22 protein-coding genes are annotated in these 21,055 nt (G+C 58.8%); 9 read left to right on the forward strand and 13 right to left on the reverse strand.

Annotation, left to right across the window (positions count from 1 at the left end; genetic code table 11):
• The 6 genes from fdh3B (at position 1) to ACR3EG_RS12585 (ending at position 4,551) form a co-directional block, all read left to right on the forward strand.
• The gene (gene fdh3B / locus ACR3EG_RS12560; protein WP_037307340.1) at positions 1-594 is read left to right on the forward strand and encodes a formate dehydrogenase FDH3 subunit beta; all 594 of its coding nucleotides are present in this window, start codon (positions 1-3) and stop codon (positions 592-594) included.
• Between the two features lie 106 nt (positions 595-700).
• Positions 701-1,051 (forward strand): putative quinol monooxygenase, encoded by a 351-nt coding sequence (locus ACR3EG_RS12565; RefSeq protein ID WP_480496165.1) that lies wholly within the window; start codon positions 701-703, stop codon positions 1,049-1,051.
• 26 nt (positions 1,052-1,077) lie between these two features.
• Positions 1,078-2,274 carry a formate dehydrogenase subunit gamma gene (locus ACR3EG_RS12570; RefSeq protein ID WP_480496166.1) on the forward strand — a complete coding sequence of 399 codons (1,197 nt, stop codon included), beginning with the start codon at positions 1,078-1,080 and terminating at the stop codon, positions 2,272-2,274.
• Complete coding sequence (locus tag ACR3EG_RS12575; RefSeq protein WP_480496168.1) at positions 2,275-3,534, forward strand: c-type cytochrome; 1,260 nt, start codon at positions 2,275-2,277, stop codon at positions 3,532-3,534.
• Positions 3,535-3,552: 18 nt separating this feature from the next.
• On the forward strand, positions 3,553-3,678 hold the full coding sequence (locus ACR3EG_RS12580) for a hypothetical protein (RefSeq protein ID WP_480496170.1): 126 nt from the start codon (positions 3,553-3,555) through the stop codon (positions 3,676-3,678).
• Entirely contained in the window at positions 3,679-4,551 is an 873-nt protein-coding gene (locus ACR3EG_RS12585) for a substrate-binding domain-containing protein (RefSeq protein ID WP_480496172.1), read from the forward strand.
• On the opposite strand, the gene ACR3EG_RS12590 is transcribed toward ACR3EG_RS12585, so the two are convergent.
• From ACR3EG_RS12590 to ACR3EG_RS12635, 10 genes are all read right to left on the reverse strand, one after another.
• Entirely contained in the window at positions 4,548-5,366 is an 819-nt protein-coding gene (locus ACR3EG_RS12590; protein WP_480496174.1) for an ABC transporter substrate-binding protein, read from the reverse strand. The genes ACR3EG_RS12585 and ACR3EG_RS12590 overlap by 4 nt on opposite strands.
• 20 nt (positions 5,367-5,386) lie before the next feature.
• The gene (locus ACR3EG_RS12595) at positions 5,387-6,121 is read right to left on the reverse strand and encodes an ATP-binding cassette domain-containing protein (RefSeq protein WP_480496176.1); all 735 of its coding nucleotides are present in this window, start codon (positions 6,119-6,121) and stop codon (positions 5,387-5,389) included.
• Entirely contained in the window at positions 6,114-6,827 is a 714-nt protein-coding gene (locus ACR3EG_RS12600; protein ID WP_480496178.1) for an ABC transporter permease, read from the reverse strand. The genes ACR3EG_RS12595 and ACR3EG_RS12600 overlap by 8 nt, the downstream gene beginning before the upstream one ends.
• A gap of 152 nt (positions 6,828-6,979) precedes the next feature.
• Positions 6,980-7,969 carry an ABC transporter substrate-binding protein gene (locus ACR3EG_RS12605; RefSeq protein WP_170724175.1) on the reverse strand — a complete coding sequence of 330 codons (990 nt, stop codon included), beginning with the start codon at positions 7,967-7,969 and terminating at the stop codon, positions 6,980-6,982.
• Positions 7,970-8,022: 53 nt separating this feature from the next.
• Positions 8,023-8,868: an ABC transporter permease gene (locus ACR3EG_RS12610; protein WP_480496180.1), complete on the reverse strand. Its 846-nt coding sequence runs from the start codon at positions 8,866-8,868 to the stop codon at positions 8,023-8,025.
• Positions 8,865-9,782: an ABC transporter permease gene (locus ACR3EG_RS12615; protein ID WP_480496574.1), complete on the reverse strand. Its 918-nt coding sequence runs from the start codon at positions 9,780-9,782 to the stop codon at positions 8,865-8,867. The genes ACR3EG_RS12610 and ACR3EG_RS12615 overlap by 4 nt, the downstream gene beginning before the upstream one ends.
• A 4-nt stretch (positions 9,783-9,786) precedes the next feature.
• Positions 9,787-10,584, reverse strand: coding sequence for an ABC transporter ATP-binding protein (locus tag ACR3EG_RS12620; protein ID WP_480496182.1), 798 nt, complete (start codon positions 10,582-10,584; stop codon positions 9,787-9,789).
• Between the two features lie 462 nt (positions 10,585-11,046).
• Positions 11,047-12,501, reverse strand: coding sequence for a dihydropyrimidinase (gene hydA, locus ACR3EG_RS12625; RefSeq protein ID WP_480496184.1), 1,455 nt, complete (start codon positions 12,499-12,501; stop codon positions 11,047-11,049).
• Entirely contained in the window at positions 12,498-13,001 is a 504-nt protein-coding gene (locus tag ACR3EG_RS12630) for a hypothetical protein (RefSeq protein ID WP_480496186.1), read from the reverse strand. Before ACR3EG_RS12630 ends, hydA begins: the two co-directional genes overlap by 4 nt.
• Positions 12,998-14,248, reverse strand: coding sequence for a Zn-dependent hydrolase (locus ACR3EG_RS12635; protein ID WP_480496188.1), 1,251 nt, complete (start codon positions 14,246-14,248; stop codon positions 12,998-13,000). The genes ACR3EG_RS12630 and ACR3EG_RS12635 overlap by 4 nt, the downstream gene beginning before the upstream one ends.
• A 171-nt stretch (positions 14,249-14,419) precedes the next feature.
• On the opposite strand from ACR3EG_RS12635, the gene ACR3EG_RS12640 reads away from it, so the two are divergent.
• Positions 14,420-15,028 (forward strand): TetR family transcriptional regulator C-terminal domain-containing protein, encoded by a 609-nt coding sequence (locus ACR3EG_RS12640; protein ID WP_170352859.1) that lies wholly within the window; start codon positions 14,420-14,422, stop codon positions 15,026-15,028.
• Between the two features lie 34 nt (positions 15,029-15,062).
• Here the strand turns inward: ACR3EG_RS12640 and preA are convergent, their stop codons facing one another.
• From preA to ACR3EG_RS12655, 3 genes are all read right to left on the reverse strand, one after another.
• Complete coding sequence (gene preA / locus ACR3EG_RS12645; RefSeq protein WP_480496190.1) at positions 15,063-16,367, reverse strand: NAD-dependent dihydropyrimidine dehydrogenase subunit PreA; 1,305 nt, start codon at positions 16,365-16,367, stop codon at positions 15,063-15,065.
• A 44-nt stretch (positions 16,368-16,411) separates the two neighbouring features.
• A complete protein-coding gene (locus ACR3EG_RS12650) occupies positions 16,412-17,746 on the reverse strand; it encodes an NAD(P)-dependent oxidoreductase (RefSeq protein ID WP_480496192.1) in 1,335 nt (444 codons plus the stop codon).
• Between the two features lie 160 nt (positions 17,747-17,906).
• A complete protein-coding gene (locus tag ACR3EG_RS12655) occupies positions 17,907-18,539 on the reverse strand; it encodes a cupin domain-containing protein (RefSeq protein WP_480496194.1) in 633 nt (210 codons plus the stop codon).
• Positions 18,540-18,691: 152 nt separating this feature from the next.
• Between ACR3EG_RS12655 and ACR3EG_RS12660 the strand changes: the two genes are divergently transcribed.
• Together ACR3EG_RS12660 and ACR3EG_RS12665 are read left to right on the forward strand one after the other, a co-directional pair.
• The gene (locus ACR3EG_RS12660; protein WP_480496196.1) at positions 18,692-19,687 is read left to right on the forward strand and encodes a hypothetical protein; all 996 of its coding nucleotides are present in this window, start codon (positions 18,692-18,694) and stop codon (positions 19,685-19,687) included.
• Positions 19,688-19,759: 72 nt separating this feature from the next.
• Positions 19,760-21,052, forward strand: coding sequence for an O-acetylhomoserine aminocarboxypropyltransferase/cysteine synthase family protein (locus ACR3EG_RS12665; RefSeq protein WP_480496198.1), 1,293 nt, complete (start codon positions 19,760-19,762; stop codon positions 21,050-21,052).
• Positions 21,053-21,055: the final 3 nt, after the last annotated feature.

The following is a 21,055-nucleotide window of genomic DNA, read 5'->3' on the forward strand; positions in this document are numbered from 1 at the left end:
ATGGCTAGAGCAAAGTTTCTCTGCGACGCTGAACGCTGCATTGAGTGCAACGCCTGTGTCACCGCGTGTAAGAACGAGCACGAGGTGCCATGGGGCATCAACCGCCGTAGGGTGGTGACGATCAATGACGGCAACCCGGGCGAACGCTCGATATCGGTGGCCTGTATGCATTGCTCGGATGCGCCTTGCATGGCGGTGTGCCCGGTCGACTGCTTCTATCAGAACGAAGAAGGGGTCGTCCTGCACTCCAAGGACCTGTGCATTGGCTGCGGCTATTGCTTCTACGCGTGCCCCTTCGGCGCGCCGCAATACCCGCAGGCGGGCAACTTCGGATCGCGCGGTAAGATGGACAAATGTACCTTCTGCGCCGGCGGCCCCGAAGAAACGCACTCGACCGCAGAGTTCGCCAAATATGGTCGCAACCGGATCGCCGAGGGCAAACTGCCCATCTGCGCCGAGATGTGTTCCACCAAGGCCCTGCTTGCCGGTGACGGCGACGTGGTCTCGGCCATCTACCGCGAGCGCGTTGTGGCGCGCGGGTTTGGCTCGGGCGCATGGGGTTGGGGCACCGCCTACGACCAGAAAGACGGCTAAGGTCTAACCAAAGCCCGACAGCCCCCCGCGCTAGGCCGGGGGCTGTCTTTCTCTTGACGGTGGCCGCCTGTCGGTCGCCGCCTTTCCTGACGAAGGTGGGACGCCCATGACCAACGATATCTACTGGCTGTTGAAGCTGGACCTGAACCCGGAAAAACAGTCCGAGTTCGAGGCCCTGATGGCAGAAATGGTCGACGCGACCCTTAAGGAAACAGGTGCCAAAACCTATGAGTGGCACCAAAGCGACAACGCAATTCACATCTATGAACGGTACGCAAGTTCAGAAGATGCGATGAGTCATATGCAGAATTTCGGGGCAAACTTCGCGGATCGGTTTATGTCTTTGCTTACGCCGGTGCAGCTTGATGTTTACGGCCCCGCGAAAGACGAGCTTCAGGCGGCCCTGTCCCCTGTCGGAGCCGTCTTTCACACGCAAATCGGCGGCTTTGACCGCTGACACGACCAAGAATAGGGAGAGAACCCATGCGCCTGATCCAATTTCTGCTCGTCTCACTCTTCCTGACCGGAGCCGCATGGGCGCAGGACGCCCCGGAATCCCCGGCACCGGATCGCTCGGCCACCGGAGGGGCCACGACGCTTGAGGATATTCTGGCCCGTCAACGGGGCGAGAAGGTAGACAACGCCTATCGCTCGGAAAACACAGGTCAAGGCAATGTCGAAGGGTTGCTGGGGCAGTTTGGTACTGCCGGTGTGGCCTCGGACAGTGATGTCTATCGCGCGCTGCGCTATGGGTCGGCGGATGTTACCGTGTCGTCTCAGGGGCCCGCAGCCAGTGTTCTGATACAGGATGGCGGCATGTGGTGGTGGGCTTTCCGCACAGGACCGCTGCGCGAATACGGCACCTACATCATTGCCGGCATGGCCGCCGTGATCCTTCTGTTCTTCCTGATCCGCGGCAAAATCCGCATTGATGGTGAGAAAACCGGGCGCACAGTCACGCGTTTCAACAGTTTCGAACGGTTTGGCCACTGGCTTTTTGCCGGATCGTTTTTGATTCTTGGGCTCACTGGCCTGCTGACTCTTTACGGTCGAGACTTTCTAATCCCAATTTTTGGAAAAGAAGGGTTTGCGACGATCGCGCAAGCCTGCAAATGGCTTCACAACAACTTGGCATGGGCCTTCATGCTGGGCCTTATCATCGTCACTGTAAACTGGATCGCCCATAACATCCCAAACCGTACCGACCTAAAGTGGTTGGCCGCTGGCGGTGGGCTTTTCACCAAAAACAGCCACCCTCCGGCCAAGAAATTCAATGCAGGGCAAAAGGTCATTTTCTGGGCCTGCATTTTGCTGGGCGTGTCGATCAGCCTGTCGGGTTTGTCACTGTTGTTTCCGTTCGAAATGCCCCTGTTTGCCAAAACATTCCAGATCGCCAACGCAACCGGGTTGCCTCAGGCAATGGGCCTGAATCTGCCGGTGCAAATGTCGCCGCAAGAGGAAATGCAATACGCGCAGGTCTGGCACGTGATGATCGCCTATGTCTTCATCGCCATCATCATCGCCCATATCTACCTCGGCTCGGTCGGGATGGAAGGCGCATTTGACGCCATGGGAACCGGCGAGGTCGAAGAACAGTGGGCGCGTGAACACCATTCGCTGTGGCTGGCAGAGGTGCAGGAAAAAGAGGCTACCAAGGGCGCAGCCTCGCCTGCTGAATAGATGCGCGTACTGGCGCTGATCCTTGCGCTGATCCCCCTGCCCGCGTGGGCCGAGTTCTTTACGCTAAAAGGCCATGGCGGGCCGATCATGGGGATCGCCACGGCCCCGGATGGGCGGATCGCCACGGCAAGCTTCGACAACTCGGTCGGCCTCTGGTTCGACCAGATGCCCGAATGGCTGGAAGGCCACGAGGCGGCAGTAAACGCAGTCGCCTTCAACGGCACTGCGATCTATTCCGCAGGTGATGATTTCACCCTGCGCCGCTGGCCGGGCGGAGAGGTTGTGGGCCAGCACAAGGGTAAGATCGTCCATATCGCAGCGTCAAAAACACATGTGGCGACGGCCAGTTGGGACGGCACAATTGGCCTTTGGCCGGCGGATGGGTCGGACCCCACGGTTCTGTCTGCGGGCGGCGGCGTCAATGCGGTTGTGTTTACGCCCGACGGATCACAGCTCTATTCCGCCGGGGTCGACGGGGCGTTGCGCCTGTGGGATGTCGCCAGCGGGCAGGAATCTCTGCGTGTGGTCGAGCATGGCTTTGGCATCAACGAACTGGTCCTGAACGCGCAAGACAACTGGATCGCCTATGGTGCGGTCGATGGAGTGACCCGCATTCGCGATCTGACCACGGGCGAGGAACGAGATTTCACCCTCGACCGTCGCCCTATTCTGGCGCTGGCACTCAGCCCGGATCACAGCATGCTGGCCGTCGGCGACGGCGAAGGCTTCATCATGGTGATCGACACGGTCGAGTGGCGCATCGCACAGGATTTCCGCGCCACTTTGCGCGGTCCGGTCTGGGCGCTGGCTTTTTCACCCGATGGTCAAAACATCCACGCCGGTGGTATTGATGAGGCGATGTACAGTTGGCCGGTCGCCAATCTGCGCGAACAAGAACGGATGGCTGCATCCGAGCCCAGCTTCCTCAAAAACCCCGATCAGATGAGCAATGGTGAGCGGCAGTTTGCCCGCAAGTGTTCAATCTGTCATAGCCTGACACCGGACGGCCAGCGCCGCGCCGGGCCGACGCTGCATGGGGTGTTCGGACGCAAGGCCGGGTCACTGCCGGGATATTTCTACTCGGATACGCTGCAAGACTCTGATATCATTTGGAATGACGAGACCATAAATGCCCTTTTCGACGAGGGGCCAGACCACTACATTCCGGGGTCGAAAATGCCGATGCAGCGGATCACGCAGCCCAGCGACCGGGACGATTTGATCGCCTTTCTGCGCCGCGCCACGGCACCGGAAAACTAAAAAGACCGGAGGAGACAGATGAAAGCCTTCCTTGCCGCCGTGGCCGCCATGGTCGTCATTGCAATAGCTGCGCCTTTTATGCTGAATCAGATCGGATTCAGTGCCGCCGATGCGGGCACCGGGTCTGCGGTGCGCCTCGACTGAATGCCTGAATTCCTGACCACAAAGGAACTGGCCGACCTGCTGCGTATCGGCGAGCGTAAAGCCTATGATCTGGCCTCGTCGGGCGAGGTGCCCTGCGTGCGCGCCATGGGAAAGCTGCTGTTTCCCCGCGCCGAGGTCATCGCCTGGCTGAACGCGTCGCGCAGTGGCCCGCAGGTGGCAGAACCGCCCTTGCCTCCGATCGTTGCGGGCAGCCATGATCCGTTGTTGGACTGGGCGCTGCGCGAAAGCGGTTCGGGGTTGGCGACGTACTATGACGGCTCGTTCGATGGCCTGAACCGGTTGAAAGACCGGACTGCGCAGGCTGCCGCGCTGCATATTCACGAAGACGGCGGGTTCAACCTTGGGGCTCTGCGCGGTGCGTTGGGCGAGGCGCCGGTGGTTTTGTATGAAGTTGCGCAGCGTCAGCGTGGATTGCTGTTGGCTCCGGGTGTGAGTGACATCTCAGGATTTACCGACCTGAAAGGCCGTCGCGTGATCCTGCGGCAGGAGTCGGCCGCCAGCCAGCGCCTGTTTGACGGGCAATTGGAGGCACATGGCCTCACCCGCGCGGATCTGGACGCCCTGCCAACCTGCGCCCGTACCGAGGAAGAGCTGGCGATCGCCCTGCATGACGGCAAAGCCGACGCCGGGTTTGGTCTGGGCGCGCTGGCGGGACTGTATGATCTGGGCTTCCGCCCGACCCATGCTGAACGGTTGGACCTGGCCATCTGGCGGCGGGCCTATTTCGACGAACCGATGCTCAAACTGCTGGCCTTTGTGCAATCCGACCGATTTGCCGCCCGCTCAGCAGAGTTTGGCGGCTATGACCTGACCCATCTGTGCACGATCCATCACAACGGTGCCAGCGGTTAAGACCCGCTGGCGTTGGGAAAGAACAACTGCTGGCCGTCCAGCTTGTAAGACGCAATTGCCGCCTGCCCGTCCGGTCCGGTCAGCCAATCGATGAACCGCTGACCCGCTGCAGCCCGAACACGCGGATGCTTATCCGGGTTCACCAGAATAACGCCATATTGGTTGAACAGACGCGGGTCGCCCTCGACCATCACCTCAAGATTGCCCCTGTTGCCAAAGGATTGCCACGTGGCGCGGTCGGTCAGCACGTAGGCATCCATCCCGCTGGCCACATTCAGCGTCGCCCCCATGCCCGAGCCCGTCTCGCGATACCATGCGCCCGATGCAGCCGTGGGATCAACCTCGGCCACAGTCCAATGGCGCATCTCGGCCTTATGCGTGCCGCTGTCATCCCCGCGCGAGGCGAAGGGGGCCTCGGCCTCGGCCACAGCGGTCAAAGCCGCCACGATATCCACGCCGCCTTTAACCTTGGCCGGGTCGGATTTCGGCCCAACCAGAACAAAATCGTTATACATGACGTCAAAGCGTTCGACGCCCCAACCATCGGCGACGAACTGATCCTCGGCCTGTTTGGCATGGACCAGCAGAACGTCTCCGTCCCCGTTGACCGCATTGCGGATCGCCTGCCCGGTGCCCACAGCCACCACACGCACGTCTATCCCAGTTTCGGCCTCGAACCCCGGCAAGATATAGTCCAGAAGCCCCGAGTTCTGCGTGGACGTGGTCGATTGCACGACAATAAAGGGCTCTTCGGCGAACGCAGGTGCGGCCAGGCCAAGCGAAAGCAATGCTGCCCGAAGAAAATTCCGGATCATTTCGATCTCCGTCTTATTGATTAAGTCACAAGCCCGCCCGCCAGATAGCGGCGTGCAGCATCACTTTGAGGCGCGTTTAAGACCTGTTTAGCCAGCCCATGTTCAACCACATGCCCACCCTGCATCATGACGATATCCACAGCCAGTCTGCGAGCCTGCCCAATGTCATGGGTCACCATGACAATCCGCACGCCGCGACTTGATGCTCGCAGGATCATCCGCTCGATCATCTGGGTCGCGCTTGGGTCCAGCGCGCTGGTAGGTTCGTCCAGAAACAGCGTCTCGGGGTCCAGCGCCAGCGCGCGCAGGATGGCCAGCCGCTGAGCCTCGCCCCCGGACAAGGATCGCGCGGGCTGACGCCCCTTGCCTTCCAGCCCGCCCTCAGCCAACAGGCTTTCGATCCGTAGCTTGCGGGCACCGCGCGGCAACCCCTGACGTTTCAGAACGAAATCAAGATTGGCCGAAACCGAGCGGCGCAGCAGCACAGGTTGTTGAAACACCATCGCCTGTTGCGCTTTGTGCCTATCGGTCAGCGGAGTCCCGTCCTGCTCAACCCGTCCCTGATCTGGTTCGATCAAGCCATGCAAACAACGCAAAAGCAGGCTTTTACCAGCACCGTTCGGCCCTAGGATCAGCGTCGGCCCCGGCCCGTCCAGCGAAAGGCGCGAAACATTAAGCAGCGCTTTGCCGTTTCGAACAACGCGCAAATTTCGCACCAACAGGCTGCTGGCTGTATCACATAGCAGATCACGCATGACGCAGCCCCTCTTGTTCCGCCCGCAAGCTGACTGCGCTGACCATAGCGTTTACCGCGATTGCAATTCCGATCAGGATCGCGCCCAACGCCAATGCCAGCGCCAGATTGCCCTTGGAGGTCTCAAGCGCGATGGTCGTGGTCATCACCCGCGTCACGTGATTGATGTTGCCGCCCACGATGATCACCGCGCCCACCTCGGCGATAGCGCGGCCAAACCCGGCCAGCAGCGCCGTGATCAACGCCAGCCGCGCGTCCCATAGCAGAACCGGAACCGAGGCCAGACGCGACACGCCCAGCGATCGCAACTGTTCCGAATATTCCTCGGCCAGCATCTCAATCACCTGTCGTGTCAGAGCAGCTACGATCGGTGTCACCAGCACGACCTGTGCGATGATCATGGCCGTGGGCGTATACAGCAGTTCCAGCACACCCAATGGTCCTGAGCGCGACAGCATCAGATAAACCAACAGCCCCACAACGACCGGAGGGAACCCCATCAAAGCGTTCATCAACACAATCAGCGCCCGCCGACCGGGAAATCGCGCAACGGCCAGCGCTGCCCCAACAGGCATCCCGATCAACGCAGCGATCAGTACGGCAAAAATCGAAACTTTCAGGGACAACAGAACAATCGCCCACAACTCGGCATCCCCGTTCAGGATCAGAGCCAAAGCCGATGTGAATTCTGATGCAAATCCCTGCATATTCTCCCCATATCAACGCAATCGGAACCAAATGCGTTTATTTTCAAAGGAATACTAAGGCATTTTTCAACGAATGGCACACACTTTTCCGGCATCTCAAACGCAAAACGCGGCCCCCGAAGGGACCGCGTCAAATGCGTCTGACAGACGGCTTAGTTCAGGGCTGCATCCGTGATCTGATGTGTCCAAGCGCCCTCGGGCTGTTTGGTGATCACAGGGTCCGACCCGCCAGCCAGCAGAGTGCCCACCGTGCGTTCAAAATCCGCAGGGTCCAGCGCACCGTTCGAACCAGCGGTCAGCTTGGCGATTTCACCCATCATGCGCTTTTGGTGCTCTTCGGTCTGGGCACCGGTCGCGTCGTTTTCCAGCACGATATCGGCCGCCTCATCCGGGTTTTCCTCGGCGTATTTCCAGCCTTTCATCGAGGCGCGGACAAAACGCTCCATCTTGTCGGTAAAGGCCGCATCACTGAGGTTTTCCTCCAGCACATACAGGCCATCTTCCAGCGTCGCGACGCCCTGATCTTCGTATTTGAACGTCACCAGCTCATCAGGGCTGACGCCCGCGTCGATCACCTGCCAATATTCGTTATAGGTCATGGTGCTGATGCAATCGGCCTGACGCTGCAACAAAGGATCGACGTTGAAGCCTTGCTTCAGGACTTCAACCCCACTTTCGCTTTTGCCACTGGTGTCGATACCCAGCTGGCTCATCCAGCTCATGAACGGAAATTCGTTGCCAAAGAACCAGACACCTAGCGTACGGTTCTTCAGATCCTCGGGCGAGGTGATCCCCGCATCCTTCCAGCAGGTCAGCATCATGCCCGAGCTTTTGAAGGGCTGGGCGATATTGACCAGCGGAAGCCCCTTTTCGCGCGCGGCCAGCGCGGCGGGCATCCATTCGACGGTTACATCCGCGCCGCCCCCTGCGATCACCTGCGTGGGCGCGATATCGGGGCCGCCGGGCAGGATGGTGACGTCCAGCCCCTCTTCCTCGTAGAACCCTTTATCTGCTGCCACGTAGTAACCCGCAAACTGCGCCTGCGTGACCCATTTCAGCTGCAATGTCACCTCATCCGCCGACCATGCCGCACCGGCTGTAAGTCCAAAGGCAGCCAGCGCCCCGCTAAGTAGCTTATTCATCTTCATGTCTCCTAGTTGCTGTTGGTGCCCCGTTTTCGGGGTCTGTTGAAGTGTTATCCTCTTTGTGACGGGTGCCAGAAGGTCACCGCCTTTTCGATCATCGCGACCGCGCCATAGAATGCAGTTCCGGCTAGTGCGGCTACCACGATCTCGGCCCAGACCATATCCAGCGAGAGCTGACCGACGCTGGTGGAGATCCGAAAGCCCATTCCCAGGGTCGGTGAGCCAAAGAATTCAGCCACAATAGCGCCGATCAGGGCCAATGTGGTGGAAATCTTCAACCCGTTGAAAACAAACGGCATCGCCGCAGGCAGGCGCAGTTTCAGAAAGCTTTGCCAATAGGTTGCGGCATAGGTCTCCATCAGGTCGCGCTGCATTGCCGTCGCCTCGCGCAGGCCGGCAACGGTGTTCACCAACATCGGAAAGAACACCATCACCACCACAACTGCAGCCTTGGAATGCCAGTCAAACCCGAACCACATCACAAGTATGGGTGCCGTTCCAACGATAGGCAGCGCAGCCACGAAATTCCCCACGGGCAGCAGACCCAGACGCAGGAAATCCCAGCGGTCCACGGCGATCGCCATCAGAAACGCGGCACCACACCCGATGATGTAGCCGCTAAGCGCCCCTTTGACGATGGTCTGCACGAAATCTGCCCACAGGATCGGCAGACTGTCCGCAAAGCGTACCGCAATCACCGAAGGTGCGGGCAGGATGACCAGCGGCACCTCAAGCCCCCGCACCAGCAGCTCCCACATGCCGATGATTGTAAGGCCAAAAATCAGCGGTGCCAGAACGCCCACAATGCGCGTGTCAGCATAAGGCCCACTGGCCAAACGGCCATTCACCCACCAGCCCAGCAGCCACAGAAGGATTGCACCAATAACCAAGATCATTGCGCCATCCCCATCCGTTTCAACACCGTCCGCTCGATCACGCCCAACAGCGCCACAAGACCGGCCGCCAGAATGGCCGCCGCAAACAGGGCTGACCAGATTTGCACCGTCTGTCCATAATAACTGCCCGCTAGCAGACGCGCACCCAGCCCAGCGACGGCCCCGGTCGGAAGCTCTCCGACGATGGCCCCGACCAGCGAGGCGGCGATACCGATCTTCAGCGAGGTGAACAGATACGGCATCGAGGCTGGCAGGCGCAGTTTCCAGAACCCTTGCGACCGGCTGGCGCCATATGTGCGCAGCAGGTCCAGCTGCATCGCATCAGGGCTGCGCAGACCTTTGACCATGCCCACGACCACCGGAAAAAAGCTGAGATAGGCCGAGATCACCGCCTTGGGAATGATCCCCTGAATACCCACGGAATACAGCACCACGATGATCATCGGGGCCAGCGCGATGATCGGAATGGTCTGACTGACAATGGCCCATGGCATCACCGACAGGTCCATCACCCTGCTATGCACAATCCCAACGGCCAGCAAAATGCCCAGCCCGGTGCCGATGGCAAACCCCAGCATCGTCGCGCTGAGCGTGACCCAGCCGTGATAGATCAGCGACCGTTTCGAGGTGATCTTTTTCTGCACCGTCGTCTCCCACATTTCAATGGCGACCTGATGCGGCGCGGGCAGACGGGGGCGATCCTGCGCCCACGTGGCGGGGATGGCAAAGCTGTTGTTCAGCACCAGACCGAGCTCGGACATGTCGCGCCGATCCTTGGCCGAGGGCGGCTGCACTTCGGCCCCTGCCCGCTCTTGTTCGGTCAGCACGCCCTTGATGTTCATCGGCACGCAGGCCGCGTACCAAAAGGCAACGATCACGGTCAGGACGGTCAACACCGCCCAAAAGGCTTTCAGGCCGCTAGTCATCCGAATGCCCCGCCCGCAGCCCTTCACGCACGCGATGGGCGACCTCGATAAACTCGGGCGTGTCGCGGATATCCAAGGGGCGTTCCTTGGGCAGAGGACTGTCGATCACATCCGTAATCCGCCCGGGCCGAGGGCTCATGACTACGATCTTTGTGCTGAGATAGACCGCCTCGGGGATCGAGTGCGTTACGAATCCGATGGTCTTGCCCGTCCGCGCCCACAGTGCCAGAAGCTGTTCATTCAGGTGATCGCGCACAATCTCATCCAGAGCGCCAAAGGGTTCGTCCATCAGCAGGATATCGGCGTCAAAGGCCAAGGCCCGCGCGATGCTGGCGCGTTGCTGCATCCCGCCCGACAGCTGCCAAGGGAATTTTCCGCCAAAGCCCGCCAGATCAACCAGTTCCAAAACCTTGCTGACCCGTTCCTCCTGCTCGGCCGCCGAATAGCCCATGATCTCAAGCGGCAGCTTGATGTTCTTGGAAATGGTCCGCCACGGATACAGCCCCGCCGCCTGAAACACATAGCCATAAGCGCGCTTCCGCCGCGCCTCATCCGGGGTCATGCCATTGACGGTCAGCGTGCCGCCGGTCGGCGTCTCAAGCGCCGCGATACAGCGCAGGAAGGTGGTCTTGCCACAGCCCGAGGGGCCAATAAAGCTGACGAAATCCCCCTTGTCGATGGTCAGGTTCACATCTTTCAACGCGTGAACCGGGCCATCATTGGTTTGGAAGGTGAGGTCGAGATTGGCAGCTTCTACGACTGCCGAATTGTTGTTTGGATCGGTTGGCATTTCTTACTCAGGAATAGGCAGTGTGACCCACGCCGCAATCATTGCGGCAGGGACTCCGAAAATTAACAGGAAGGCATTCCCAAAGGGCTGACTAGCTGAACTGAAAGCCCAAAACAGTATGCCAGCGCCAGTCCAGGAACACACGGATACAGCTGCCGCCGCGATCAGTGTAGGCCCGCGGCGACCGATTGGAAGTCTGGTAGCAACGCGACGCATCGCCACAAAAACAACGCAACCCGGGAATAGCGCGCAAAGCAGTATCGGACCCCAGATTGGCCATCCGAGCAGCAAAGTAAGCGTTAACATCGACAGCAGGCTGGAAAGCAAGTTCGCTAGCCCAATTTCGGGCAGTGCGAGCATTGCAACAATTACCCAAAACGCGAGCACAGCGATTAGCGTGGCGAGAACCGCGAACGCAATAAACTGAATCGCAGTTGGGTATTCTGTGCTTTGCGTCAACTCTTAAACCCCTGTCGCCGGTATACCCGTCCGCTCGACCGGACGCGGAGCCGTCAGCTCTTTCCACGTGCTCAATGCCCGGTTCACATGCCCGTTCGGCTCACGTGCGACGAAGTCGCCATGACCCTCCTGCGTGCGGATTTTCCCGTCATGCACCGCCACCTGACCGCGTGTCAGGGTAAAGCGTGGCAGGCCCTTGACCTCTTTGCCCTCGAACACATTGTAGTCGATCGAGGATTGCTGCGTCTCGGCGCTGATCGTCTTGGTTTTCTCAGGATCCCAGACAACGATATCCGCATCCGCACCGACCAGAATGGCACCCTTCTTCGGATAGCAATTCAATATCTTGGCGATATTTGTTGAAGTAACAGCCACAAACTCATTCGGGGTCAGACGCCCGGTATTTACCCCATAGGTCCACAGCATCGGCATCCGATCTTCCAGCCCACCAGTCCCGTTGGGGATCTTGGTAAAATCGCCCACGCCATAGCGCTTTTGCTCGGTGGTAAAGGCACAATGATCGGTGGCCACCACGCTCAGCGTACCCGACTGCAACCCGTTCCACAGACTATCCTGATGCTGCTTGTTCCGGAACGGAGGGCTCATGACCCGCCGCGCCGCGTGCTCCCAATCGTGGTGAAAATACTCGCTCTCATCCAGGGTCAGGTGCTGGATCAAAGGTTCGCCCCAAACGCGCTTGCCCTGCATCTTTGCGCGCCGAATGGCCTCATGTGCCTCCTCACAGGAGGTATGCACCACATACAAAGGCACACCCGCCATGTCGGCAATCATGATGGCGCGGTTGGTCGCTTCACCTTCAACCTGCGGTGGACGCGAATAAGCATGCGCCTCGGGGCCCGTATTCCCTTCAGCCAGCAGCTTGGCGCTCAGCTCAGCCACCACATCCCCATTCTCGGCATGCACCATGGCCGTGCCACCCAGCTCGGCCAGCCGCTTGAATGAGGCAAACAGCTCATCATCATTGACCATCAACGCGCCCTTATAAGCCATGAAATGCTTGAACGTGTTGATCCCGCGCGTCTCGATCACGGTTTTGATGTCGTCAAACACCTGCTCACCCCACCAGGTCACCGCCATGTGGAACGAGTAATCACAATTCGCCCGCGTTGACTTGTTGTCCCAACGCTTCAGCGCATCCAGCAGGCTTTCACCCGGATTGGGCAGCGCGAAATCCACCACCATAGTGGTGCCCCCGGCCAAAGCCGCCCGCGTGCCGCTTTCAAAATCATCGCTGGAATAGGTGCCCATGAACGGCATCTCCAGATGGGTATGCGGATCAATCCCGCCCGGCATGACATAACACCCGGTCGCGTCCAACTCCTTGTCGCCCTTCAGATCCATCCCGATCTCGGTGATCACGCCGCCCTCGACCATCACATCCGCCTTGTAAGACAAATCCGCCGTCACGACCGTGCCGTTCTTGATAACAGTGCTCATTGCTCATCTCCCAAACACTTTATGTGTGACATCGCATCCGCTGCGTTCTTCAGTGGAACATCGAAAACGAAATCGTTCTCATCATCGGTGAGCACAAGATGCTCGCGGCTGGCACCCAGCGAAACAAAACCCGGCGGCAACTCACCCCAGTAATTACTGCGCGCATAGCTAAATTTGCCGAGAGGTATCGCTTCATTCCCATCAAATTCGGCAACAAATTTCATTTGACTGCCAAACAATGGATCGCCACCGACCCAAACCCTAATGAAGCCACGAATGGCGTTTTCGGTATAGGGCAGAGACGTCACGTTGCACCCGACCTGAAGCTGTTGTCCACTTTCGTAAGTTCCGAAATGAGCAACCGAAAATTGTGCCTCTTGTTCGGGCACCGTTAACGCTCTGGTACCGCCCTTGTAAGCCAGATGGCGAACCTCCCAGGTTTCCGCTGTCAATGGCATTGCAGTCATCTGCAATGCTGCCAGAAAAATACCCAACTTCACTCCACGATCTCCGCCGTCTCAACGACCGCGTGAAACAGAACATCCGTCCCGGCTGCTGCCCAGTCCTTGCTGATCTCCTCGGCCTCGTTATGGCTCAACCCATCCACGCAAGGACACATCACCATGGCCGTCGGCGCAACGCGATTGATCCAGCACGCATCATGCCCCGCGCCCGAGATGATATCCGTATGTGAATAGCCCAGCCGCTCAGCCGCATCGCGCACTGCGGCCACACACCCTTCGTCGAATTGCACCGGATCGAACCCACCCACCTTCTCGAACTCGATCTGCAGGCCCATTTCATCCACAATATCCTCAGCCGCGACCCGCAGACGCGCCTCCATATCCCTGATCACCTCCAGATCGGGCGAGCGGAAATCGACCGTGAACACCACTTTGCCCGGAATCACATTGCGCGAGTTCGGGAACACATCGATATGCCCCGCCGCTCCAACGGCATGAGGCGCATGGGACCACGCGATCTCATCCACGTTTTCAAGAATGCGAGCCATCGCCAGCCCTGCATTCTTGCGCATGGGCATCGGAGTCGAACCGGTATGTGCATCCTTGCCTGTCACTGTGATCTGCGTCCAGCTGAGGCCCTGACCATGAGTGACCACACCGATATCCTTGCCCTCGGCCTCAAGGATCGGGCCCTGTTCGATATGCAGCTCAAAGAACGCATGCATCCTGCGCGCGCCAACCTCTTCGTCTCCACGCCAGCCAATCCGTTTAAGCTCATCACCAAACGCCTTGCCTTCGGCATCTTCGCGCGCATACGCCCAATCCTGCGTATGCACTCCGGCAAACACGCCCGATGACAGCATGGCTGGCGCGTACCGGGTGCCCTCTTCATTGGTCCAGTTGGTTGCAACAATGGGATGTTTCGTCTTGATCCCCAAATCATTCAGCGTGCGGATGACCTCCAGCCCGCCCAGAACCCCCAGCACACCGTCATACTTGCCGCCCGTCGGCTGCGTATCCAGGTGCGAGCCTACGTAAACCGGCAGCGCGTCCGGGTCTGTCCCTTCGCGCCTGGCGAACATGTTGCCCATCTGATCGAGCCCCATCGAACAGCCCGCATCCTCGCACCATTTTTGAAACAAGGCGCGGCCTTCGGCATCCTCATCCGTCAAGGTTTGACGATTGTTGCCACCGGCTACACCGGGGCCGATTTTGGCCATCTCCATCAGGCTGTCCCACAACCTGTCGCCATTAATCCGTAGGTTCTGCGCCGGAGCTGCCATCTTGTTCTTCCCTGTCGCTTGCGATTTGGCTCGCTTTTGGTGTCTTGATTTGACCATCTGGTCAAACTCACGCTATCACGGGTTCGAGATCAGTCAAGAAATTGCAGGACACCGCCAGATTTTTTGACCTATTTCACGCCCGAATGCCGGAAAAAGAGACAGCCTGAAAACATGCCCAAAGACCGCGCCCCGACCCGTATTCAGAAAAAGAACCGCGCCGCGATTCTTGAGGCCGCATTGAACGTGTTCTCAGCGCACGGATTCCGGGGTGCAACCGTGGATCAAATCGCGTCCGAAGCGGGTCTGAGCAAGCCAAACCTGCTATATTACTTCCCTTCGAAAGAAGCGATTCATACCGCCCTGCTGTCCGGCCTGCTAGACGTCTGGCTGGCCCCTTTGCACGATTTGGACGAAGCGGGCGATCCGATGCAAGAGATTCTCTCGTACATCCACCGCAAGCTGGAAATGAGCCGTGACCTGCCGCGAGAAAGCCGCTTGTTTGCCAACGAACTGGTTCAGGGTGCCCCCAGAATTCATGCGGCTCTGTCGAGTGACCTCAAGTCGCTGGTCGATGAAAAGACCGCTATTCTGGTCAGATGGATGGATCAGGGTAAAATAGCAAAACTGCATCCTTATCACCTGATCTTTTCGATATGGGCATTGACGCAGCATTATGCGGATTTTGATGTTCAGGTCCGTGCGATACTGGCTGATGAAGACCCGTTCGAGGGCGCTGAACCCTTTATCGATACACTGTATCGCAAACTTCTGACGCCCTGATAAAAGGGGCCGATTGCCGGCCCCTTTTTTGTGATTACTCAGCCGCTTTGGCCATCGGGTTGTTCGGGTGCGTCGTCCAGTTCGCATAGGTGGGCTGCACTTCGCGACCCGTGCGCGGGTCAACCTCTCCCGCGGCCATCGGCTCCATAGATATACACCCATCCACAGGACACACATCCACACACAGATTGCAGGCAACGCATTCGTCGTCCATCACCTCAAAAACACGATCCTCAGACATTGAAATCGCCTGATGGCTGGTGTCTTCGCACGCAGCGTAGCAACGGCCGCATTTGATGCACTGGTCCTGATCGATCTTTGCTTTCGCGACGTAGTTGAGGTTCAAATACTGCCAATCCGTCACGTTTGGCACAGCCAGACCGACGATTTCAGAGACGTCTTTGTACCCCTTCTCATCCATCCATTTCGACAGCCCGGCGGTCAGTTCGTCGATGATTTTAAAGCCATAGGTCATCGCAGCAGTACAGACCTGAACTGTACCACAACCCAACGCCATAAACTCGGCCGCATCACGCCATGTGGTCACGCCCCCGATGCCGGAAATCGGCAGGCCATGCGTCGCTTGAGCCCGCGAAATCTCGGACACCATCGACAGGGCAATCGGTTTCACCGCTGGGCCGCAATACCCTCCGTGGCTGCCTTTGCCGTCGATCGACGGTTCAGGGCTGAACGTGTCCAGATTGACGCTGGTGATCGAGTTGATCGTGTTGATCAGCGACACCGCATCAGCGCCGCCATTCTTTGCGGCTTCGGCAGGTTTGCGAATATCCGTGATGTTTGGCGTCAGCTTCACGATCACCGGGCGGTCATAGTATTTTTTGCACCACCGGGTGACCATCTCGATATATTCCGGCACTTGGCCGACGGCGGAGCCCATACCGCGCTCGCTCATGCCGTGGGGACAGCCAAAGTTCAGCTCGATCCCATCTGCCCCGGTTTCGGCGACCCGTGGTAGAATAGCTTTCCACGCCTCTTCCTCGCACGGAACCATGATCGAAGCGATCAGCGCGCGATCCGGGTAATCGGCCTTGACCCGTGCCATCTCTTCAAGGTTCACCTCAAGCGGACGATCGGTGATCAACTCGATATTGTTCAGACCCAGCAACCGCCGATCCGCGCCATAGATTGCACCGTAGCGAGGCCCGTTTACGTTCACCACCGGAGGCCCCTCGGACCCCAGCGTTTTCCAGACCACACCGCCCCATCCGGCCTCGAACGCGCGGCGGACGTTGTATTCTTTGTCGGTGGGCGGCGCCGAGGCCAGCCAGTACGGGTTCGGGCTTTCGATGCCCAGAAAGTTTGCTTTTAAATCAGCCATTTATCCGGCCCTCCTGATGCCATTCAGCATCCAAAATCCAGTTTTCACGCGGTCAGGTTCGCGTGGATATCCATTGCCGCATCACGGCCTTCGGCTACGGCGGTCACGGTCAGGTCTTCGCCACCAGCAGCGCAGTCGCCTCCGGCCCAGACTCCAACTACCGAGGTTCGACCCGCGCCCGTGACAGCGATCTTATTTCCGTCGAGCTTAAGCCCTTCGGGCGCGCCCTCCAGCGTCTGACCAATCGCTTTCAACACCTGATCTACAGGCAAGCGGATCACCTCGCCCGTGCCGGTCAGTTGCCCACCTTCGCTGGATGTATACTCCAGCTCGATCTCAGCCGCTGCGCCATTTCCATGCACGGCCACGGGTTGCACATTGGCCATGATCTTGACCCCATGCGAGGCCGCCAAGTCCTGCTCGTACCGGCTGGCGCCCATGGCGTCGCGCCCTCGGCGATAGGCAATGGTCACATGCTCGGCCCCCAGCAGCTTGGACTTCACCGCCGCGTCCACAGCGGTCATGCCACCACCGATGACAACGACATTGCGTCCCACGGGCAGCGTCGCCAGATCACTGGCCTGCCGCACGTCCGAGATGAACTCGACCGCCGGGCGCACGCCGTCTTTGTCGACGCCACCGGCGCGCAGGGCATTCACCCCTGCCAGACCGATCGACAGGAACACCGCGTCGTAATTCGTGGACAGCCCATCTAGCGAGATCGTGTCGCCCAGAACCGATCCCGTCTCAATCGTAATACCACCGATCTGCATCAGCCAATCTACCTCGGCCTGCGCGAAGTTGTTGGTCGATTTATAGGCCGCAATCCCGTATTCATTCAGGCCGCCGGGCTTGGGCTTGCTTTCGTGAATGACAACGTCATGCCCGAGCATCGCCAGCCGATGCGCGCAGGCCAGCCCAGCGGGCCCTGCCCCGATCACCGCGACAGTCTTTCCGGTCGGCGCGGCACGGTCGAACGGATGCGCCCCGCCCGCCATCACACTATCAGTTGCATAACGCTGCAAGCGCCCAATCTCGACCGGAGCCCCTTCGGCGGCTTCGCGCACACAGGCTTCTTCGCATAGTGTCTCGGTCGGACATACGCGGGCGCACATACCGCCCAGAATGTTTTGCGCCAGAATGGTCTCGCCCGCTGCTTCGGGCTGCCCGGCCTGAATATGCCGCATGAACAGCGGGATATCGATCTCGGTCGGACAGGCCGCCACACATGGCGCGTCATAGCAGAAATAGCACCGATCAGCAGCCACGGCGGCCTCATGCGGGGCCAATGGTGGATGCAAATCCGTGAAATTCGAGGTCAGCTCATCGCTGGAAAGCCGCCCGGAGACAATGCCGGGGGCCATCTGGCCCTGTGCCATCGCTCTACTCCCTGTAGATATGGTTGTTATGGGATCAGCTTGCCACAGTCTGAAATTTTATCAATTGGTAAAATTTGCCAAATGGTCAAAAAATCAAAAAACCTGGCTCAACGGCCCGGTTTTCGGAAAAATATGCCTGTTTTTGATGCAGCGGCGAAATTCAAACCATCTGCGATAGATGCCCGGACTTGATCCAGACCCGTGCGCCGGCCTCTCCTGCCGTGGCGACGGAGTGGGTGCCAGGTGGCAAGCGAAGCCAATCCCAATCGGAAAACGCCTCATCCGATTCCCGAACAGTGCCTTCGATAACAAACAGCTCAAGCCCCTTTTCGGCATTCAAACCCAGCGCTTCATTCGGCGCCAAACTGAGAACCCGCACATCTTCAAGGTCATCCTTGAACAGCTGGAGTTTTTCCGCCCCCTCGATGGACCGGCGCACTTCGGTTCTGTCTGCAGGGTCGAACTGATGCAGCTTGACCAGAATCGTCGCGCCGTCCTTGGCCGAGGGCGTATGAGAGGACGTCGGCGGGTTGCGTACATAGCTGCCAACCGGAAAGTCGCCTGTTTCGTCCTGAAACACTCCATCCAGAACCAGGTACTCCTCACCGCCATCATGGGTATGCGCAGCGAACGCGCTGCCCGGCGCAAACCGGACGATTGTAGTGGCGCGGGCAACTTCTTCACCGATACGGTCCAGCATTTTTCGCTCGACCCCGGCTGCGGGGGACGCGACCCATTCGTTCTGATCAAAGTGGACGGCGACGCGCTTTGTGAAATCTGCGTTGACCCTCATGCGGTATCTCCTTCTGGACATCTCAGCCTAACATGGGGGCATCACGCCGGTTTTCAATTTTTGCATCATGCGATCGTCTTCACATCTGGTTTTGTCTGCATACCCTGCGTACTGTGCCGCCAACAGATAATACGAGCGACGACCACCGACCGATGCAGGCCACCCCTTCGAAATTCAATATTGTCATCATTGGCCAGAACAACCGGCTGCAATACGAGGCATTGCTGTTTGCCGCCTCTTTGCGCCACAGCAGCCCCAATTTCGCCGGCCGCCTGTTTGTCGCTGTTCCACAACACAGCCAACATTGGTCACAAGATCCCAGCATCCAGGACGAAGATATCCTTAAAGCGCTGCGCCAATTGGATGCCGAGCTGCTGCCTTTTGAAAATCAGGTCTTTGGCCAGACTTACCCGCATGGGAACAAGATTGAGGCGTTGTCGGCTTTGCCAGAAGGCGAGCCGTTTGTATTCTTCGACAGTGACACGCTGATCACCGGAGATTTGAACGCCGTTCCCTTCGACTTTGCCCACCCCGGTGCATCGCTGAAAGTCGAGGGGACATGGCCACGCCCAACGCTTTATGGGCCCGGATATGATGGCATCTGGAAGGCGCTTTATCACAGGTTCGGTCTTGATTTCGAAAGTTCGGTCGACACAAGCCAACCGCATGATTATTGGCGGCGGTATTTGTACTTTAACGCTGGCTATTTCTTCCATTCCTGCCCCCACATCTTTGGCGACAGGTTCCGTGACTATGCGCGCACTATCCGGGATGAAGATATCCCGGAGCTGGCGGGCCAGACATTGGACCCCTGGCTTGACCAGATCGCTCTGCCCTTGGTGATCCATTCCCTTGGCGGGGGGCGAGACGCCCTGCCCCACGGCCTGTTGGATGGCACCGTGAGCTGTCACTATCGCCTGTTCCCACTGCTTTACGCACGTGAAAGCGACCATGTGGTCGAGCTGCTGGAGACGGTGGTGGCGCCAAACCGCATCAAAAAAGTGCTCAAAGGGTATGAGCCGATCCGCAAGCTGGTCATTCAGCGAAAAGGTCACAAGATCCGCGAGATGTTCGACCGAGACAACCTGCCCCAACGCGAGCAGGCCATACGCAACAAAATCAAGGCAAGGGGCCTATGGATGCGCTGACAGGATTGTTGTGCGCAGCCCGTCAATCGCCTACAGAGTCTTCAACCAAAAAACCAACGGGAGATTTCCAGAATGTCTGACGGCCCTAACTACGGTTTCGACACACTTCAGATTCATGCAGGCGCACGTCCCGATCCGGCGACAGGTGCGCGTCAAACGCCAATCTATCAGACCACCGCTTACGTGTTCCGCGATGCCGATCACGCCGCTGCGCTGTTCAACCTGCAAGAAGTGGGCTTTATATATTCGCGTCTGACCAACCCGACCGTGGCCGTTCTGCAAGAACGCGTCGCCACGCTGGAAGGCGGCGTTGGGGCTGTGTGTTGTTCCTCGGGTCACGCCGCGCAGATCATGGCGCTGTTCCCGCTGATGGGACCGGGCTGCAACGTTGTGGCCTCGACCCGCCTGTATGGCGGCACGGTCACGCAGTTTAGCCAGACCATCAAACGCTTTGGCTGGTCGGCCAAGTTCGTCGATATGGACGACGCCGAGGCGGTGAAGGCCGCGATTGACGAAAACACCCGCGCTGTGTTCTGTGAATCCATTTCGAACCCCGGTGGCTACGTCACCGATATCCGTGCGATGGCAGATGTCGCGGACGCGGCGGGCATTCCGCTGATCGTCGACAACACCTCGGCCACGCCCTACCTTTGCCGCCCCATCGAACAGGGCGCGACTCTGGTAGTGCATTCGACCACCAAATACCTGACCGGGAACGGCACCGTCACCGGCGGCTGCATCGTGGATTCGGGCAAATTCGACTGGTCAGCGAATGACAAGTTCCCCTCGCTCAGCGAGCCCGAGCCAGCCTATCACGGGTTGAAATTCCACGAAACCTTTGGCCCGCTCGCGTTTACCTTCCACGGCATCGCAATCGGTCTGCGCGATCTGGGCATGACCATGAACCCGCAAGCCGCCCACTATACGCTGATGGGGATCGAGACCCTGTCGCTGCGGATGGAGCGTCATGTCGAGAACGCACAAAAGATCGCGGCTTGGCTCGAGGCGGACGACCGCGTCGATTATGTGACCTATGCGGGCCTGCCTTCGTCGCCCTATCACGATCGGGTCACGGCACAATACACCAAGGGTGCCGGTGCCCTGTTCACCTTTGCTGTAAAGGGCGGCTATGACGCCTGCGTCAAACTTGTGAACGCACTGGAAATCTTCAGCCACGTCGCGAACCTTGGCGATGCGCGGTCGCTGATCATTCACTCGGCCTCGACCACGCACCGTCAGCTGACACCCGAACAGCAAGAGGCCGCAGGGGCCGGTCCGGGGGTTGTCCGCGTTTCGATCGGGATCGAAGACGTCAATGACCTGATCGCGGATCTGGACCAGGCTTTGGCAAAGGCGACTGCCTAAACC

The sequence above is a fragment of the Ruegeria sp. AM7 genome (assembly GCF_056535965.1).

Coding starts and splice junctions, on each gene's coding strand:
- fdh3B (WP_037307340.1), top strand. CDS start 1: ATGGCTAGAGCAAAGTTTCTCTGCGACGCTGAACGCTGCATTGAGTGC.
- ACR3EG_RS12565 (WP_480496165.1), top strand. CDS start 701: ATGACCAACGATATCTACTGGCTGTTGAAGCTGGACCTGAACCCGGAA.
- ACR3EG_RS12570 (WP_480496166.1), top strand. CDS start 1,078: ATGCGCCTGATCCAATTTCTGCTCGTCTCACTCTTCCTGACCGGAGCC.
- ACR3EG_RS12575 (WP_480496168.1), top strand. CDS start 2,275: ATGCGCGTACTGGCGCTGATCCTTGCGCTGATCCCCCTGCCCGCGTGG.
- ACR3EG_RS12580 (WP_480496170.1), top strand. CDS start 3,553: ATGAAAGCCTTCCTTGCCGCCGTGGCCGCCATGGTCGTCATTGCAATA.
- ACR3EG_RS12585 (WP_480496172.1), top strand. CDS start 3,679: ATGCCTGAATTCCTGACCACAAAGGAACTGGCCGACCTGCTGCGTATC.
- ACR3EG_RS12590 (WP_480496174.1), bottom strand. CDS start 5,366: ATGATCCGGAATTTTCTTCGGGCAGCATTGCTTTCGCTTGGCCTGGCC.
- ACR3EG_RS12595 (WP_480496176.1), bottom strand. CDS start 6,121: ATGCGTGATCTGCTATGTGATACAGCCAGCAGCCTGTTGGTGCGAAAT.
- ACR3EG_RS12600 (WP_480496178.1), bottom strand. CDS start 6,827: ATGCAGGGATTTGCATCAGAATTCACATCGGCTTTGGCTCTGATCCTG.
- ACR3EG_RS12605 (WP_170724175.1), bottom strand. CDS start 7,969: ATGAATAAGCTACTTAGCGGGGCGCTGGCTGCCTTTGGACTTACAGCC.
- ACR3EG_RS12610 (WP_480496180.1), bottom strand. CDS start 8,868: ATGATCTTGGTTATTGGTGCAATCCTTCTGTGGCTGCTGGGCTGGTGG.
- ACR3EG_RS12620 (WP_480496182.1), bottom strand. CDS start 10,584: ATGCCAACCGATCCAAACAACAATTCGGCAGTCGTAGAAGCTGCCAAT.
- hydA (WP_480496184.1), bottom strand. CDS start 12,501: ATGAGCACTGTTATCAAGAACGGCACGGTCGTGACGGCGGATTTGTCT.
- ACR3EG_RS12635 (WP_480496188.1), bottom strand. CDS start 14,248: ATGGCAGCTCCGGCGCAGAACCTACGGATTAATGGCGACAGGTTGTGG.
- ACR3EG_RS12640 (WP_170352859.1), top strand. CDS start 14,420: ATGCCCAAAGACCGCGCCCCGACCCGTATTCAGAAAAAGAACCGCGCC.
- preA (WP_480496190.1), bottom strand. CDS start 16,367: ATGGCTGATTTAAAAGCAAACTTTCTGGGCATCGAAAGCCCGAACCCG.
- ACR3EG_RS12650 (WP_480496192.1), bottom strand. CDS start 17,746: ATGGCACAGGGCCAGATGGCCCCCGGCATTGTCTCCGGGCGGCTTTCC.
- ACR3EG_RS12655 (WP_480496194.1), bottom strand. CDS start 18,539: ATGAGGGTCAACGCAGATTTCACAAAGCGCGTCGCCGTCCACTTTGAT.
- ACR3EG_RS12660 (WP_480496196.1), top strand. CDS start 18,692: ATGCAGGCCACCCCTTCGAAATTCAATATTGTCATCATTGGCCAGAAC.
- ACR3EG_RS12665 (WP_480496198.1), top strand. CDS start 19,760: ATGTCTGACGGCCCTAACTACGGTTTCGACACACTTCAGATTCATGCA.